15 protein-coding genes and 1 other RNA gene are annotated in these 14,512 nt (G+C 63.4%); 11 read left to right on the forward strand and 5 right to left on the reverse strand.

Features of this window, described 5'->3' with window-relative positions; translation table 11 throughout:
• On the reverse strand, positions 1 to 522 hold a 522-nt coding region (locus tag ACT6VE_RS30865; protein ID WP_444802068.1), incomplete at its 3' end, for a c-type cytochrome.
• 151 nt (positions 523 to 673) lie between these two features.
• Between ACT6VE_RS30865 and ACT6VE_RS30870 the strand changes: the two genes are divergently transcribed.
• Together ACT6VE_RS30870 and ACT6VE_RS30875 are read left to right on the forward strand one after the other, a co-directional pair.
• Positions 674 to 1,429, forward strand: coding sequence for a 3-deoxy-manno-octulosonate cytidylyltransferase (locus ACT6VE_RS30870; RefSeq protein WP_444802069.1), 756 nt, complete (start codon positions 674 to 676; stop codon positions 1,427 to 1,429).
• A gap of 16 nt (positions 1,430 to 1,445) precedes the next feature.
• A complete protein-coding gene (locus tag ACT6VE_RS30875; RefSeq protein ID WP_069060038.1) occupies positions 1,446 to 2,297 on the forward strand; it encodes a prephenate dehydratase in 852 nt (283 codons plus the stop codon).
• On the opposite strand, the gene nudC is transcribed toward ACT6VE_RS30875, so the two are convergent.
• The gene (gene nudC, locus ACT6VE_RS30880; RefSeq protein WP_444802070.1) at positions 2,294 to 3,268 is read right to left on the reverse strand and encodes an NAD(+) diphosphatase; all 975 of its coding nucleotides are present in this window, start codon (positions 3,266 to 3,268) and stop codon (positions 2,294 to 2,296) included. The genes ACT6VE_RS30875 and nudC overlap by 4 nt on opposite strands.
• Positions 3,265 to 3,675 carry an HIT domain-containing protein gene (locus ACT6VE_RS30885; RefSeq protein ID WP_444802071.1) on the reverse strand — a complete coding sequence of 137 codons (411 nt, stop codon included), beginning with the start codon at positions 3,673 to 3,675 and terminating at the stop codon, positions 3,265 to 3,267. Before ACT6VE_RS30885 ends, nudC begins: the two co-directional genes overlap by 4 nt.
• 171 nt (positions 3,676 to 3,846) lie before the next feature.
• Here ACT6VE_RS30885 and ffs point away from each other — a divergent pair.
• The 4 genes from ffs to ACT6VE_RS30905 all read left to right on the forward strand — a co-directional run bounded on the left by ffs (position 3,847) and on the right by ACT6VE_RS30905 (position 6,879).
• Positions 3,847 to 3,943, forward strand: an RNA gene (gene ffs, locus ACT6VE_RS30890) — signal recognition particle sRNA small type.
• A gap of 59 nt (positions 3,944 to 4,002) precedes the next feature.
• Positions 4,003 to 5,883 carry a DNA polymerase III subunit gamma/tau gene (locus tag ACT6VE_RS30895; RefSeq protein WP_444802072.1) on the forward strand — a complete coding sequence of 627 codons (1,881 nt, stop codon included), beginning with the start codon at positions 4,003 to 4,005 and terminating at the stop codon, positions 5,881 to 5,883.
• Positions 5,884 to 5,908: 25 nt separating this feature from the next.
• Positions 5,909 to 6,232 carry a YbaB/EbfC family nucleoid-associated protein gene (locus ACT6VE_RS30900; RefSeq protein ID WP_444802073.1) on the forward strand — a complete coding sequence of 108 codons (324 nt, stop codon included), beginning with the start codon at positions 5,909 to 5,911 and terminating at the stop codon, positions 6,230 to 6,232.
• A 35-nt stretch (positions 6,233 to 6,267) separates the two neighbouring features.
• Entirely contained in the window at positions 6,268 to 6,879 is a 612-nt protein-coding gene (locus tag ACT6VE_RS30905; RefSeq protein WP_444802074.1) for a LysE family translocator, read from the forward strand.
• Here the strand turns inward: ACT6VE_RS30905 and ACT6VE_RS30910 are convergent, their stop codons facing one another.
• Positions 6,880 to 7,491: an MOSC domain-containing protein gene (locus ACT6VE_RS30910; RefSeq protein ID WP_444802107.1), complete on the reverse strand. Its 612-nt coding sequence runs from the start codon at positions 7,489 to 7,491 to the stop codon at positions 6,880 to 6,882.
• Between the two features lie 159 nt (positions 7,492 to 7,650).
• Here ACT6VE_RS30910 and recR point away from each other — a divergent pair, with 159 nt between their 5' ends.
• Entirely contained in the window at positions 7,651 to 8,256 is a 606-nt protein-coding gene (gene recR, locus ACT6VE_RS30915; RefSeq protein WP_444802075.1) for a recombination mediator RecR, read from the forward strand.
• A gap of 9 nt (positions 8,257 to 8,265) precedes the next feature.
• On the forward strand, positions 8,266 to 9,522 hold the full coding sequence (locus ACT6VE_RS30920) for a lytic murein transglycosylase (RefSeq protein ID WP_444802076.1): 1,257 nt from the start codon (positions 8,266 to 8,268) through the stop codon (positions 9,520 to 9,522).
• Between the two features lie 2 nt (positions 9,523 to 9,524).
• Here the strand turns inward: ACT6VE_RS30920 and ACT6VE_RS30925 are convergent, their stop codons facing one another.
• Positions 9,525 to 11,168 carry an MFS transporter gene (locus ACT6VE_RS30925; protein ID WP_444802077.1) on the reverse strand — a complete coding sequence of 548 codons (1,644 nt, stop codon included), beginning with the start codon at positions 11,166 to 11,168 and terminating at the stop codon, positions 9,525 to 9,527.
• 243 nt (positions 11,169 to 11,411) lie between these two features.
• Between ACT6VE_RS30925 and rimP the strand changes: the two genes are divergently transcribed.
• From rimP to ACT6VE_RS30940, 3 genes are all read left to right on the forward strand, one after another.
• On the forward strand, positions 11,412 to 12,029 hold the full coding sequence (gene rimP, locus ACT6VE_RS30930; RefSeq protein WP_444802078.1) for a ribosome maturation factor RimP: 618 nt from the start codon (positions 11,412 to 11,414) through the stop codon (positions 12,027 to 12,029).
• A gap of 132 nt (positions 12,030 to 12,161) precedes the next feature.
• The gene (nusA, locus tag ACT6VE_RS30935; protein ID WP_444802079.1) at positions 12,162 to 13,760 is read left to right on the forward strand and encodes a transcription termination factor NusA; all 1,599 of its coding nucleotides are present in this window, start codon (positions 12,162 to 12,164) and stop codon (positions 13,758 to 13,760) included.
• Between the two features lie 67 nt (positions 13,761 to 13,827).
• The gene (locus tag ACT6VE_RS30940) at positions 13,828 to 14,481 is read left to right on the forward strand and encodes an RNA-binding protein (RefSeq protein ID WP_444802080.1); all 654 of its coding nucleotides are present in this window, start codon (positions 13,828 to 13,830) and stop codon (positions 14,479 to 14,481) included.
• Positions 14,482 to 14,512 lie beyond the last annotated feature (31 nt).

Consider the following 14,512-nt stretch of genomic DNA (forward strand, 5'->3'; position numbering starts at 1 on the left):
GTCGGACAGCGTGCGCAGATAGGCGATCAGGTTGGCGCGCTCGTCGTTCTTCTTCAGGCCTGCGAAGCCCATGGCGGTGCCGGGAACGTGCTTCTTCGGTGCTTCGAGGAAGAAGTTCAGATGGTCATAATCCCAGACGACCTTGTGGCCTTCGGAGAAGGTGGTCATGCCGGCGGAATAGCTGAAGCCCTCATGCGAGGCGATCGGGCGGTTCACGATGTCCCAGAGACCGGGTCCGACCTTGTTCGGGCCACCCTTCTCTGGGGTGTGACAGCTCGCACATTTCTTGAAGACCGTTTCGCCGGCACCGGCATCGGCGGTGGCCAACAGGGTTGCGATCGGAACAGCTGCAGGAGCTTCGCCACCGGCTGCTTCGCCGCCAGTTTCCTCGGCAACGATCGCGAAACCTTCCTTCTCGGGCTCGCCCGAATGGAAAATGCCTTCAGAAGCGATCGACACGGACATCAGTACGAAGACGGTGCCCAATAGGGCACCTACGCCCATGTTCACATAAGAGTTCATCCAAACGCTCCCCTAGGGACCGGCGGACATACGCCGGCCAGTCTTGAAATCGCGCGGAACCTATGTCTTTTGCTGCTTCGTTGCAACAGTGATTGTAGCCCCCGCACTGAGACGTTTTGACACTTTTCCCGGGGGTTTTGAAGGGCCTGAGATGAATCCCGCCAATTTTGACAAGACCCTTGTGCTCATCCCAGCGCGCATGGCTTCGACCCGTCTTCCCGGCAAGCCGCTTGCCGATATTGCCGGCCTGCCGATGATCGTCCAGGTGGCACGGCGGGCTGCGGCTGCCGAGGTCGGGCGGATCGTCCTTGCCGTCGATCATAGGGATATTTTTGACGCGGTCGTGGCGGCCGGCTTTGAAGCCGTCATGACCCGCGTGGATCACCAATCCGGTTCCGACCGTATTCACGAGGCGCTGACGAAGAGCGACCCGGAGGGCCGCGCCGAGTTCATCATCAACGTGCAGGGCGACCTGCCGACCATCGATCCGGAGACGATCCGCGCCGCGCTTCGCCCGCTGGAGAATGCCGCGACCGACATCGCGACGCTGACGACCGAAATTCGCGACGAGGAAGAGAAGACCAATCCGAATGTCGTGAAGATCGTCGGTTCGCCGCTCAGCGAGAGCCGCCTGCGCGCGCTTTATTTTACGCGCGCGACGGCGCCCTACGGCAAAGGCCCGCTCTATCACCATATCGGCCTCTACGCGTATCGCCGCAAGGCGCTCGAGGCCTTCGTCGCGCTCAAACCCTCGACGCTGGAAAAGCGGGAATCGCTGGAACAGTTGCGGGCGCTCGAAGCCGGCATGCGCATCGATGCGGAGATCGTTGACACCGTTCCGCTCGGTGTCGATACTCCCGCCGACCTTGAAAAGGCCCGCGCGATGCTCGCGGCCCATCCCATCTGATACCGGACCCCAGCCCATGATCATGAAAACCAACAAGATCGCCTTCCAGGGCGAGTACGGCGCCAATTCCGACATGGCCTGCCGCGACATGTTCCCGACCATGGAGCCGCTGCCGTGCCAGACCTTCGAGGATGCCTTCCTCGCCGTCGAGAATGGTGATGCCGATCTCGGGATGATCCCGATCGAGAACACGATCGCCGGCCGCGTTGCCGACATCCATCATCTGCTGCCGGAGTCGCGCCTCCATATCGTCGGCGAATATTTCATGCCGATCCGCTTCCAGCTCATGGTGCTGCCGGGTGTCACGAAGGATGAGGTCCGCACCGTGCACAGCCATATTCATGCGCTCGGCCAGTGCCGCAAGATCGTCCGTCTCAACGGCTGGAAGCCGGTGATCGCCGGCGATACGGCAGGTGCGGCAAAACTCGTCTCGGAAACCGGCGACCGCTCCATGGCGGCTCTTGCCCCGCGGCTCGCGGCCGATCTCTACGGCCTGTCGATCATCGCCGAGAACGTCGAGGACACCGAAAGCAATGTCACGCGTTTCGTCGTGCTGTCGCGTGACGAGAAGCAGGCGGAGCAGGGTGGCGAGGACATCGTCGTCACCACCTTCGTCTTCAACGTGCGCAACATTCCGGCCGCGCTCTACAAGGCGCTCGGTGGTTTTGCGACCAATGGAATCAACATGACGAAGCTGGAAAGCTACCAGATCGACGGCAAGTTCACCGCGACGCAGTTCTACGCCGATATCGAAGGACATCCGGACGAGCCGCATGTCCGCCGAGCACTCGAAGAACTGCGCTTCTTCTCGGAGAAGGTCCGCATCCTCGGCACTTACCGTGCCCATCCGATGCGCAGCGCGTTTTAATCCTTCCAATCCAGCCAGTCGCGCATCAGCCGATGCGCGATGGCGCCCTTCGGCGGTGGCATCGTGGTGCCGGGTGCAGCACCCGACATGGCGCTGCGCTCGATCATCGCCGCCGTCTCCGCGCGGGTGAACCAGCGGCAATCTTCCAGCTCCTGGTCGTCCAGGCGGATATCGAAGGAGATCGCCTCGCCGTAACAGCCGATCATCAGCGAATGCGGCATCGGCCAGGGCTGCGAAGCGTGATAGCGCACGCGACCGACCTTGATGCCGGATTCTTCCAGGGTCTCGCGGCGCACCGTGTGCTCGATCGTCTCGCCCGGCTCCAGGAAGCCGGCGAGGCAGGAATACATGCCTTCCGGGAAATGCGGCGAGCGGCCGAGCAGGCAGAGATCGCGTTCGATATCGATGACCAGCATGATCGCGACCGGATCGGTGCGCGGGAAGATCGTGTGGCTGCACACCTCGCAGACGCGGCGATAGCCGCCGATCTCGGAGCGCGTCGGCGAGCCGCACTTGCCGCAGAAGCGGTTGTTGCCGTTCCAGGTCATCAGGCTGGAGGCCTGGGCGAACTGGCCGAGCAGGTCGTCGTCGAGCATCTGCTGGCGATAGAGCGTGCGCCCGTCGGTGGCCTTCAGCGGCTCCTGCAGCGTCTCGGGATCGGCGCGCACGGGAATGGCCAGCCGCGGCTCGCCGTTCTTCAGGTAGCCGAGCAGGATGGCCTCCTCGGGGATCGGATCGAGTCCCGCGAGTTCGTAAGGCGCAAACAGCGGATCGATGATCTTCTCGTCGTGTTTGACAACGAGCTTTCCGCCGGCGAGCGCGAAGGCGTGCACCGTCTCGGCCTTGAAGGCTTGTTCCAAGCAGTCCGGTGTGCGGTGCTCCGACTGGCGGTCGAGGCTGTTTTCCGCAAAGGCCACCATGGTGCTGGGTTCGGGATGCGGGCGATAGAGATCGAAAAGCGATGGCTTCATGGTGCGAGTGCGTCCAGCAGCTTGGCGGCAAAGGCCTTGGTTTCGTCTGCCGAGCGCGGCTCGGCGGTGCCGTAACCCCAGACGGGGCCTGGCCAGTTCGCGTCACCCTCGTTGCGGGCGATGATATGGACGTGAAGCTGGCGGACGATGTTGCCGAGCGCGCCGGTATTGATCTTCGTTGCCCCCGTCACCGTCTTCAGCGCCTCGGAGACCAGCACCGTCTCGAAGGTCAGCATGGCCTGGTCGAGCGGTGTCAGGTCGAAGACCTCGCTGACATCAGGGCGCTGCGGCACGAGCACCAGCCAGGGCCAGCGGCCATCTTTCATCAGGCGCAGCTCGCACAGGCCGATCTTCGTCAGGAGATCGCTGTCGCGCACAAGCCGTTCATCGGGTCGAAAATTGCTCACAGGGCCCTCCCGAAATGCTTGTTTCGAAGCAGTTCCAGCAAAACTGTGCCGTGATTTTGCGCCTGGAACTGCATAAGACAATAGGAGTCATGCCACGCACCCGATCCGGCTCCAACAGTTTTTTATAAGCTGCGCTTGCATTCGGATGGAATATTGCCGATATGGGGGACGGGAGGTTGGTGGTGGACGAGCCACTCGCCAACCGGGTCAGGTCCGGAAGGAAGCAGCCCCAACGAGCCCGGCACGGGTCATCGTGCCAGCCTCCCACCTTACCGTCCTGCTTCTGGCCGTCCTGTCGGGACAGACATTTGATTAACGGCAGGGTCTATGAGCGACGAAACCCCAAAACCGTCCAGCGAAAAACCCGCCGCCTACCGGGTGCTCGCGCGCAAATACCGTCCCAAGGATTTCTCCGACCTCATGGTCGGCCAGGAGCCGATGGTCCGCACGCTGACCAACGCGTTCGAGACCGGGCGTATCGCGCAGGCCTACATGCTGACCGGCGTGCGCGGTGTCGGCAAGACGACGACCGCCCGTATCCTCGCCCGCGCCCTCAACTACAAGACAGCCGAGATCGACAAGCCGACGATCGACTTGCGCATTCCCGGCGAACATTGCCAGGCCATCATGGAAGGCCGGCATGTCGACGTCATCGAGATGGACGCCGCCTCCCATACCGGCATCGACGATATCCGCGAGATCATCGAGCAGGTGCGCTACCGCCCGGTTTCGGCGCGCTATAAAGTTTACATCATCGACGAAGTGCACATGCTCTCGACGCAGGCCTTCAACGGCCTGTTGAAGACGCTCGAAGAGCCGCCGGAGCATGTGAAGTTCATCTTCGCGACGACGGAAATCCGCAAGGTTCCGATTACGGTCCTCTCGCGCTGCCAGCGCTTCGACCTACGCCGCATCGGCGCCTCCGATCTCGTCGGCCTGTTCACCACGATTCTCGGCAAGGAAGGCGTCGAGGCCGAGCCGGATGCGCTCGCCATGATCGCGCGCGCCGCCGAAGGCTCTGCCCGTGACGGCCTTTCGCTGCTCGACCAGGCGATCGCGCACGGCGCCGGCAGTGTCGAGGTGAACGCCGTGCGCTCGATGCTCGGCCTTGCCGACCGCGCCCGCATCGTCGATCTCTTCGAGCATATCGTGAAGGGTGATGCCGCGGCAGCGCTTGCCGAATTCGCCGCGCAGTACGAAGCCGGCGCCAGCCCGCCGGTCGTGCTGACGGACCTTGCCGATTTCACCCACCTCGTCACCCGCATGAAATATGTGCCCGATGCCACCGGCGACCAGTCGCTGAGCGAGATCGAGCGCGTGCGCGGCGTCGAATTCGCAAACTCTCTTGCGGTGACCGCGCTTTCGCGCATGTGGCAGATGTTGCTGAAGGGCATTCCGGAAACGGAAGCCTCCAGCCGTCCTGCCGGTGCCGCGGAAATGGTCATCATCCGCCTCGCGCACGCCGCAAACCTGCCGTCGCCGGAAGATGCAGCGCGCCGCCTTGCCGAGCTTTCGACGGGCGAGGGCGGTGGTAATGGTGGACGTGTTCCACAATCATCAGGCACGCTCGGCGGCAACAGCGGCGCGTCGGCTTCGGTCTCCGCTGTCTCCCGGCAGCCGGACGCCCCGGCGCAGCGCGCCCAGGCGGGTGGAGCGACCGTGACCATGCTGCGGCCCGTGCCGCAGGCAGACCCCGCGCCTGTCGGACGCATCGAGCCGGTAGAGGCTCCGCAGCCGGCGGTAACGCCCAAGGTGCCGGTCAATTCGCTTTCGGATCTCGCCGATCTCTGCACCAAGAACCGCGACATTCGCATTCGTGCGCTGCTCCGCGCTTTCGTGCGTCCCGTGAAGATCGAGCCCGGCCGGCTGGAAATCAGCCTGGTCGACGATGCGCCGAAGTCGCTTGTCTCCGAGCTCCAGAATCGGCTGCAGGAATGGACCGGCATACGCTGGTTGGTCATCCTGTCGCGCGAACCCGGTGGGCCGACTTTGTCGGAAGCCGAGACGCAGGCGCAGGAGGCGCGCGTCGCCGATGCGCGCCAGGATCCGGACGTCGCGGCCATCCTGCAACGCTTCCCGGGCGCCAAGATCACCGACGTGCGTATCAAGGCGCAGGAAACCGAAGACGAACCCGAGACCGTCGAGGCTGCGGCTGTCGCGGAATCCGCCGAGGGCGATATCCTCCCCGGCGACGATATCGAACACTAATAGCCAGATAAAAGAGGAGAGACCGATGCGTGACATCATGGGCATGATGGGCAAGGTCAAGGAAATGCAGGCCAAGATGGAGAAGATGCAGGAGGAGATCGCTGCGCTTGAGGTGAACGGCACCTCCGGCGGCGGTCTCGTCTCGGTCACGCTCGACGGCAAGGGCAGCCTCAAGGGCCTGAAGATTGATCCCTCGCTCTTCAAGGAAGACGACGTCGAAATCCTCGAGGACCTGATCGTCGCCGCCCACAAGGACGCGAAGGATAAGGCCGAGGCCGAGACGGCCGAACGGACCAAGGCGCTGACCGCCGGCCTGCCGATCCCCCCCGGCTTCAAACTGCCGTTCTGATTCTATAAGGTCAGGTTTCCTGAGGAGGATTCCTGATGAGCCTGATGACCCTGCTTGTCTTTGCCGGCGCGCTGATGATGGCGGCCGGTTCGCCCGGTCCGAGCATCGCGGCGCTGGTCGCCCGCGTGCTGTCGCGGGGAGCCAAGGACGTACTGCCCTTCCTCGCCGCCATGTGGATCGGCGAGGGCATCTGGCTCACCTGCGCCGTGCTCGGCCTTGCCGCGATTGCCGAAAGCTTCCACGCCGTCTTCGTCGCCATCAAATGGTTCGGCGTCGCCTATCTGCTCTATCTTGCCTGGAAGATGTGGTTCGCGCCGACTGATGCGGGCGACGCGGCGCTGCCGGAGGCGCGTTCCGGCCTGAAACTGTTCTTCGCCGGGCTGACGGTGACGCTCGGCAATCCGAAGATCATGATGTTCTATGTGGCACTCCTGCCGGCGATCATCGATCTCGGCGCGGTTACGCTCGTCGGATGGGCGGAACTGGTGGTCACCATGTTCGTGGTGCTGGTGGCGATCGATCTCGCCTGGGTCTTCCTCGCCTCGCGCGCCCGTCTCTTCCTGAAGAGCCCGCGCGCCGTGCGCATCGCCAACCGCGTCAGCGCAGGCACCATGGCCGGGGCTGCGGCGGCCATCGCCGCCCGCTGATCAGCCGGTCAGCGCGGCGCGCAGCTTGTCGTTGATGGGTGCTGCGAGATAGCGGATCCTGTCTTCTTCCGAAATGTTCTTGCCGTAGGTGCGCAGCAGTTCCGGCATGCTGACCGGCTCGCCGTCGAAGAGTGTGTAGGTCACCGCGTCACCCGCCTGGATCACACCGTCATGGAGGACACGGCAGTAGAAGCCTGGCCGGCCCGCCTGCATGAAGCGCCGGGCGAAGGCCGGATCGCCCATTCGGGCGGTCAGCGTGTTGCAGGGAATGCGCGTCGAGGTGACTTCGAGAAGCACGCTTTCGGTTTCGAAACGGTCGCCGACTGAGACCGCACGGCTGTCGATGCCCTCTATGACGAGGTTTTCGCCGAAGGTGCCGGGTTCGATCGTACGGCCGAGTTCCTTCGACCACCAGTCGAGGTCAATGGAGCCGAGGCCATAGACGGCCTGCTCCGCCCCGCCGTGATGTTTGCGGTTGCAGATTGCGTCGCCAAGCAGTCCCTCGCGATCGACGACGATCGCCGCATCGGTCGGCGTCTTGAAAATGCCGGTCTTGTAGCTTTTGCCTGGGACTGGACGGGCCACACCCGTGCACACGGCGAGGATTTTGATCAAGCGTTGGCCTCCCTGAGCATGTCGCGCGAAAAGTGCGGCACGCGGTTTTGCGGTAACGACATGCGATAAACCAAAGACCAGAGCGACAGAGCAGATCGGGAAGATCGCGATGCGCTTTGGATTCCGTTTCCCCTTGATATGGGCTAGATACCGGCAATGGCAAAACGAGTCACCGGCCCCGAAATCGAAAAACTCATCCAGCTTCTGGCAAAGGTGCCGGGGCTTGGTCCGCGCTCGGCGCGCCGTGCGGCACTCCATCTCGTCAAGAAGAAGGACCAGTTGTTGGGTCCGCTTGCCGAGGCGATGGGGGAAGCGTATCGCAAGGTGCGCATCTGCTCGTGCTGCGGCAATGTCGATACGAGCGATCCCTGCACGGTCTGCACCGACGTGCGCCGTGACCATACGATGATTATCGTGGTCGAGGATGTTTCGGATCTCTGGGCGCTGGAGCGTGCGGGCGCGATGAACGCCGCCTATCATGTGCTCGGCGGCACGCTTTCGCCGCTCGACGGGATCGGGCCGGACGACCTCAACATCCGCGGCCTCGTCGACCGCGTGGCGAAGGGCGGTGTGCGCGAGCTCATTATCGCCGTCAACGCCACGGTCGAGGGCCAGACGACGGCGCATTACATCACCGACCAGCTCTCCGGCCTCGACGTGAAGATCACACGGTTGGCCCATGGCGTGCCGGTCGGCGGCGAGCTCGATTATCTCGACGAAGGAACATTGACGGCCGCCTTGCGCGCCCGCACGGTAATCTGAGGGAGACGCATGTTGATCATCCGCAATGCCATCAAGGGTGCGCTCGGTGCCGCGCTGATCTCGCTTGGTCTCTTCGTGCCGGCCGAGGCCGCCTCCAAGGCTGAGGTCGAAAAGATGTTCCGGACGTGGATCGACAAGGATCTCTGGCCGGCAGCGCAAAAGACCGGCGTCGGCGAAAAGACCTTTCGCGCGGCGATGGAGGGCGTGACGCTCAACTGGGACTTGCCCGATCTCGTGCCGCCCGGCTCCAAGCCGACGAAGGACCAGGCGCAGAGCCAGGCGGAATTCTCCTCGCCGGGCGCCTACTTCTCCGAAAAGCGCCTGCAGGGGCTCGCCGGAAAGGGCAGCAGCCTCGCCAAGACCCATGCCGCGACGCTGCGCAAGATCGAGCAGCGTTTTGGCGTGCCGGGTGAGATTGTCGTCGCCGTGTGGGGCCGCGAATCGGGCTTCGGCAGTGCAAAAATCCCCTATTCGGCGGTGGAGGTACTTGCCACCAAGGCCTTCATGTCGACCCGCAAGGACATGTTCCGCAAGGAGCTGATCGCGGCCCTCCACATCGTTGATGGCGGTGACCGGACGGTCGAGCAGTTGAAGGGCTCCTGGGCCGGCGCGCTCGGCCAACCGCAGTTCATGCCCACCAGTTTTCTGCAATATGCCGTCGATTTCGATGGTGACGGCGTGCGCGACATCTGGGGCTCGGTGCCGGATAGTCTCGCCTCGATTGCCAACTATCTCGCCAAGAAGGGCTGGCAGGCCGGCCGTGGCTGGGGTTACGAAGTGACGATCCCGGCGGGTGTCTCCTGTGCGCAGGAAGGGCCGGACCTCGAAAAACCGATCTCCGCCTGGGCATCAACGGGTATCACGCGCATTTCCGGCAAGGGGTTTCCATCCGGTGAGGCGAAAGCCTCAGGCATGATGCTGGTTCCTGCCGGCACACACGGGCCGGAATTCATCGTCACGCCGAATTTTTACGTGCTCAAGGAGTATAACAACTCCGACCTTTACGCCCTGTTCATCGGCAATCTCGCCGATCGCATCGCCTATGGCAGCGGCCCGTTCCGCGGCGAATGGGGTAACGTCGGCAAGATGCTGCGCTCGGACGTGCTCGCCATGCAGAAGGCGCTCGTCGCCAAGGGCTACGATGTCGGCAAGGTCGATGGGCTGCCCGGCTACAAGACGCGCCGCTCGCTCGGCGACTGGCAGGCGAAGGCCGGCCTCGCATCAACCTGCTATCCGGATGCATCGCTGAAATCCAAGCTGAAGTAGGGTTAGTGGATTTCCACCTGTTGCTTGAAGCGCTCGTATTCGTGCGGGATGATCGTCTGCCGCTCGATCATGCGGTGGACGCGCGGGTCCTCCGCGCCGCTGTGCAACTGGCGTAGTTTCTCGCCGTTTGCGGCATCGGCATGGGTGCGGCGCTGGTTGTGGCGCACATATTCCACCCATGTCGGCACATGGTAGGTTTCGGTCCAGACCGTCGGATTTTCCAGGTCGCGCATCAGCGCCCATTGACCCGCACCGTCACGGATGCGGATGCGCCGCCGCTCGGTCATGGCCTCCAGGAATTCCGGAATGTCGCCTTCCGCAATCTCGTAGTCGATCAGGACGACGATCGGACCGCTGCGCGGTTTCAGGTCGAGCGGCAGGTCCGGTTCGCTGAAGCGGTTGAGCGGATCGACATTGAGGCTCTGCAATTCCGGCAGGCCGAAGCGCAGGCCGAGTGCAGCCCCCGCAATCATCACCACGGCGGAGGCGAGAAGGGCGGTCTGCGCGCCATGCGTATCGGCCGTGGTGCCCCAGATCCAGCTTCCTGCCGCGATGCCGCCGAAGGTGGTCGTCTGGTAGAGCGAGAGCGCGCGTGCCACTACCCAGCGCGGTGTCGAAAGCTGTACGGTCGTGTTGAACAGCGACAGTGCCATCACCCATGAGGCGCCTGCAATCGAGAGGACGGCGCCGGTTAGAAGGGCCGTCGTGCTGAGCGCCGAGACAGTCGCGCTGATGGCGAAGCCGGCGAAGGCGAGACGGGCGATGGTCTCGCTGGTAAAGCGCTCGCGCAGCCACGCATTCATCAGTGCGCCGCCGATGGCGCCGAGCCCGAAACAGCCGAGCAGGATGCCGTAGGTCAGCGGCCCGCCGGCAACGAGGTCGCGGGCAATCAGTGGCAGCAGTGCAAGGGTGGAGCTTGTCGCCAGGCCGAAGGCGAAGCCGCGCAAAAGCACCTTGCCGATGTTCGGCGACATCGAGACATAGCGCAGGCCCGCCGAGACGGCGCGGCCAAAGTCTTCGCGCGGCAGGGTGCGCGGCGAAACGGTGGGTTTCCAGCGAAACAGCACGAAGAGCAGGGCGAAATAGCTGAGCACGTTCGTCGCAAAGGCTGCTGCCGCACCGGCCGCAGCGACGATGGCGCCGCCGATGGCCGGGCCTACGCTGCGCGTCAGGTTGAAACCCATGCTGTTGAGCGAGACGGCGGCTGGCAGGTCTTCGCGCGGCACCATGTCGCCGACCGAGGCCTGCCAGGCGGGATTGTTGAGCGCCGTGCCGCAGCCAAGCAGGAAGGTGAAGGTCAAAAGCAGCCAGGGCGTGATGACGCCGTACCACGTACAGAGTGTCAGCGCGATCGCGACCGTCAGCATGAAACACTGGGCCGTCAACATCAGCTTGCGCCGGTCGAAATTGTCGGCGAGCGCGCCGGCGGCGACGGAAAACAACATGATGGGCAGCGAGATCGAGGCCTGCACCAGCGCCACCATGTTGGCCGAAGGCGAGATGGAGGCCATCATCCAGGCCGCGCCCACCGCCTGGATGAGCCCGCCGAAATTCGACACCAGGCTCGCTGCCCAGATCACCCGAAAGGTTTCGTTTCGGAAGGGGGCGAGGGGGGATTTCCGGTCAGGCACGGCAGGGACTCGCATTCTCGACAGGGCAATGTCAGCAATCTAGTCGATAGGACAAAAGGGGCAAGGCGGTGGCGGCGAAAGTGGCCGTAAAACATCGCCCACAGGCAGACGTGGCGGCTGACCTTGCAATTCCGGCGGAGTGCGTCTATATCAACCTCAAATTCTTGATCGTCAGATGAAGAGTGGGCCCGCGAGGACCCGCTCTTTTTTATTGCCCCGATCAAGCGCATGATAACGACCATCCCGGGAGGGCATTCCATGTCCGACACGACCCAGACAGAAAATACCGCCGTCGAGCCTCGGCTGATCGTCGAGACCGGTCTCGACCGGCGCGTTGCCGACATAATCGAGCCGGCCATCGAGCAGATTGGCTACCAGCTGGTGCGCGTGCGCCTTTCGGCGCAGAACGGTGCGACGCTGCAGATCATGTGCGAGCGCCCGGACGGCACGATGACCGTCGAGGATTGCGAGAAGGTCTCGATGGCCGTCTCGCCGGTGCTCGACGTTGAGGATCCGATCGACAAGGCGTATCATCTCGAAGTCTCGTCGCCCGGCATCGACCGGCCGATGGTCCGCAAGTCGGACTTTTCACGCTGGATCGGCCATTTGCTGAAATGCGAGACGTCGATCCTCGTCGACAGCCGCAAGCGTTTCCGCGGCAAGATCGTCGCGGCAGATGAAAACGGCTTCACGCTGGAACGGGACCAGCCCGCAGCCGGCGAAGAGCCGACGGTCGTCATCCCCTTCACGGCGCTGGCCGAGGGCAGGCTGATCCTGACCGACGAGCTGATCCGCGACGCGCTGGCCGCCGACAAGAAGGCGAAGGCCGCGCAGGCCGCCAACCAGAACGACGAAGACGGCGACGAAGAAGAATAAGTTTGCGTGCGTTCCGTCCCGGGGGCGATTGCCCTGATCGCGGACGGAGCGGAGAGGACGGAACCGGAGCGAGCAATCCGCTCCCCAGCGCCGGCGGCAATTGCCCCGGCCAGACCATGGAGACCTGAGACAATGGCAGTCAGTGCGAACCGGCTTGAGCTTCTGCAGATCGCGGATGCCGTGGCCCGTGAAAAGGTCATCGACCGCGAGATCGTGCTTGCCGCGATGGCCGACGCCATCCAGAAGGCAGCCCGTTCGCGTTACGGCACGGAATCGAACATCCGCGCCGACATCAATTCCAAGACCGGCGAAATCCGCCTCCAGCGCCTGCTGGAAGTCGTCGAGCACGCCGAAGACTATTCCACCCAGATCCCGCTGGAGCTTGCCCGCGACCGCAACCCGGACGCCAAGCTCGGCGACTTCATCGCCGACCCGCTGCCGCCGATGGATTTCGGCCGCATCGCGGCTCAGTCCGCCAAGCAGGTCATCGTGCAGAAAGTGCGCGAAGCCGAGCGTGACCGCCAGTTCGACGAATACAAGGATCGTATCGGCGAAATCGTCAACGGCACGGTCAAGCGTGTTGAATACGGCAACGTCATTGTCGATCTCGGCCGTGGCGAAGGCATTATCCGCCGCGACGAGATGATCCCGCGCGAAAACATGCGCTACGGCGACCGTGTTCGCGCCTTCGTCTACGATGTGCGCCGCGAACAGCGCGGTCCGCAGATCTTCCTGTCGCGCACCCATCCGCAGTTCATGGTGAAGCTCTTCACCATGGAAGTGCCGGAAATCTACGACGGTGTCATCCAGATCAAGTCGGTTGCCCGTGACCCGGGTTCGCGCGCCAAGATCGCTGTCATCTCCAACGACTCGTCGATCGATCCGGTCGGCGCCTGCGTCGGTATGCGTGGTTCGCGCGTTCAGGCCGTCGTCGGCGAGTTGCAGGGCGAGAAGATCGACATCATTCCGTGGAGCCAAGATCCGGCATCGTTCATCGTCAACGCCCTTCAGCCGGCCGAAGTCTCCAAGGTCGTTCTGGATGAAGATGCGGAACGCATCGAAGTGGTCGTTCCGAACGAGCAGCTTTCGCTCGCCATCGGCCGCCGCGGCCAGAACGTCCGCCTTGCCTCGCAGCTGACCGGCTGGGATATCGACATCCTGACGGAAGCCGAAGAGTCGGAGCGTCGCCAGAAGGAATTCAACGAGCGCACCGCGCTGTTCATGGATTCCCTCGACGTCGACGAGATGGTCGGCCAGGTTCTCGCTTCCGAAGGCTTCGCCGCCGTGGAAGAGCTGGCCTATGTCGATCTCGGCGAAATCGCCGGAATTGAAGGTTTCGACGAAGACACGGCCCAGGAACTCCAGACCCGTGCCCGCGAGCATCTCGACCGTCTCGAAGCGGCGATGGATGCCAAGCGCAAGGAGCTTGGCGTTTCCGACGAACTGCGCCAGATCGACGGACTGACGAGCCCGATGCTCGTGGCACTCGGCGAAGACGGCATCAAGACGATGGAAGACTTTGCAGGCTGCGCGGCTGACGATCTCGTCGGCTGGTCGGAGCGCAAGGACGGCGAGACGAAGAAGTTCGACGGCCTGTTCGCGAAGTTCGAGGTTTCCCGTGCCGAAGCCGAAGCCATGATCGTTCAGGCGCGCCTTGCGGCCGGCTGGATCACGGAAGCGGACCTTGCTACCGAAGAGCCGGTCGTCGAAGGCGGCGAGCAGGACGCCTGACCGGCGTCCCGCGGCTTCCAGAAAAAATACGGCTCGCGGTTTTGCGTCCGGAATGGCGGGAACCTATATGAGTAAGAAGGACGACGGCGTGAACGATCGCATGTGCATCGTGACGCGCGAAAAGGGCGAGGCGGATGATCTGATCCGCTTCGTTGCAGGCCCGGACGGCGTTATCGTGCCGGACCTCAAGCGTCAGCTTCCCGGACGTGGTTGCTGGGTGAAGGCGGAACGGGCGATCGTCGACAAGGCAGTCGCCAAGAAGCTTTTCGGGCGTGCGCTGAAGGCGGAAGCCAAGGCGGGGCCGGAACTCGGTGCCGAGGTGGACCGGCTGATCGCCGCCCAGCTCGGCGGCATGATGAACATGGCGCGCAAGGCGGGCCAGTTCATCACGGGTTCGTCCAAGGTCGACCAGGCGGTGCGCGGATTGGCTGCGCTCGCGGTCTTCCATGCGACGGACGCGGCAGCAGACGGGGTCAGAAAAATAGACCAGGCGCGCAAGGCGGCAAGCTTCATGCGCGACGATGAGATGGAAATACCCTCCTTCAGGCTACTCTCGGAGGGTGAATTGGAGGGGCTTTTGGGAAGTAATGCTTTTATCCATGCCGCAGCGCTTGCAGGGCAGGCGGGTGAGGGTGTAGTGAAGCGCGCAATCATGCTCGAAAAATACCGGGGCGGCGACCCGGTTGGAGCACATGGCGGCGCTGGCCAGCCAAACCAATGACGCGGTCACCGGCGTTACGTCGGCCGAAATC

Origin of the sequence: Shinella sp. (genome assembly GCF_052438155.1) — a bacterium.
GTDB lineage: Bacteria > Pseudomonadota > Alphaproteobacteria > Rhizobiales > Rhizobiaceae > Shinella.

Bases quoted from the DNA above. Each gene is read 5' to 3' on its own strand.
- ACT6VE_RS30875 (WP_069060038.1), top strand. From the start codon at position 1,446: ATGATCATGAAAACCAACAAGATCGCCTTCCAGGGCGAGTACGGCGCC.
- ACT6VE_RS30920 (WP_444802076.1), top strand. From the start codon at position 8,266: ATGTTGATCATCCGCAATGCCATCAAGGGTGCGCTCGGTGCCGCGCTG.
- nusA (WP_444802079.1), top strand. From the start codon at position 12,162: ATGGCAGTCAGTGCGAACCGGCTTGAGCTTCTGCAGATCGCGGATGCC.
- rimP (WP_444802078.1), top strand. From the start codon at position 11,412: ATGTCCGACACGACCCAGACAGAAAATACCGCCGTCGAGCCTCGGCTG.
- recR (WP_444802075.1), top strand. From the start codon at position 7,651: ATGGCAAAACGAGTCACCGGCCCCGAAATCGAAAAACTCATCCAGCTT.
- ACT6VE_RS30905 (WP_444802074.1), top strand. From the start codon at position 6,268: ATGAGCCTGATGACCCTGCTTGTCTTTGCCGGCGCGCTGATGATGGCG.
- ACT6VE_RS30925 (WP_444802077.1), bottom strand. From the start codon at position 11,168: ATGCGAGTCCCTGCCGTGCCTGACCGGAAATCCCCCCTCGCCCCCTTC.
- ACT6VE_RS30870 (WP_444802069.1), top strand. From the start codon at position 674: ATGAATCCCGCCAATTTTGACAAGACCCTTGTGCTCATCCCAGCGCGC.
- ACT6VE_RS30895 (WP_444802072.1), top strand. From the start codon at position 4,003: ATGAGCGACGAAACCCCAAAACCGTCCAGCGAAAAACCCGCCGCCTAC.
- ACT6VE_RS30900 (WP_444802073.1), top strand. From the start codon at position 5,909: ATGCGTGACATCATGGGCATGATGGGCAAGGTCAAGGAAATGCAGGCC.
- nudC (WP_444802070.1), bottom strand. From the start codon at position 3,268: ATGAAGCCATCGCTTTTCGATCTCTATCGCCCGCATCCCGAACCCAGC.
- ACT6VE_RS30940 (WP_444802080.1), top strand. From the start codon at position 13,828: ATGAGTAAGAAGGACGACGGCGTGAACGATCGCATGTGCATCGTGACG.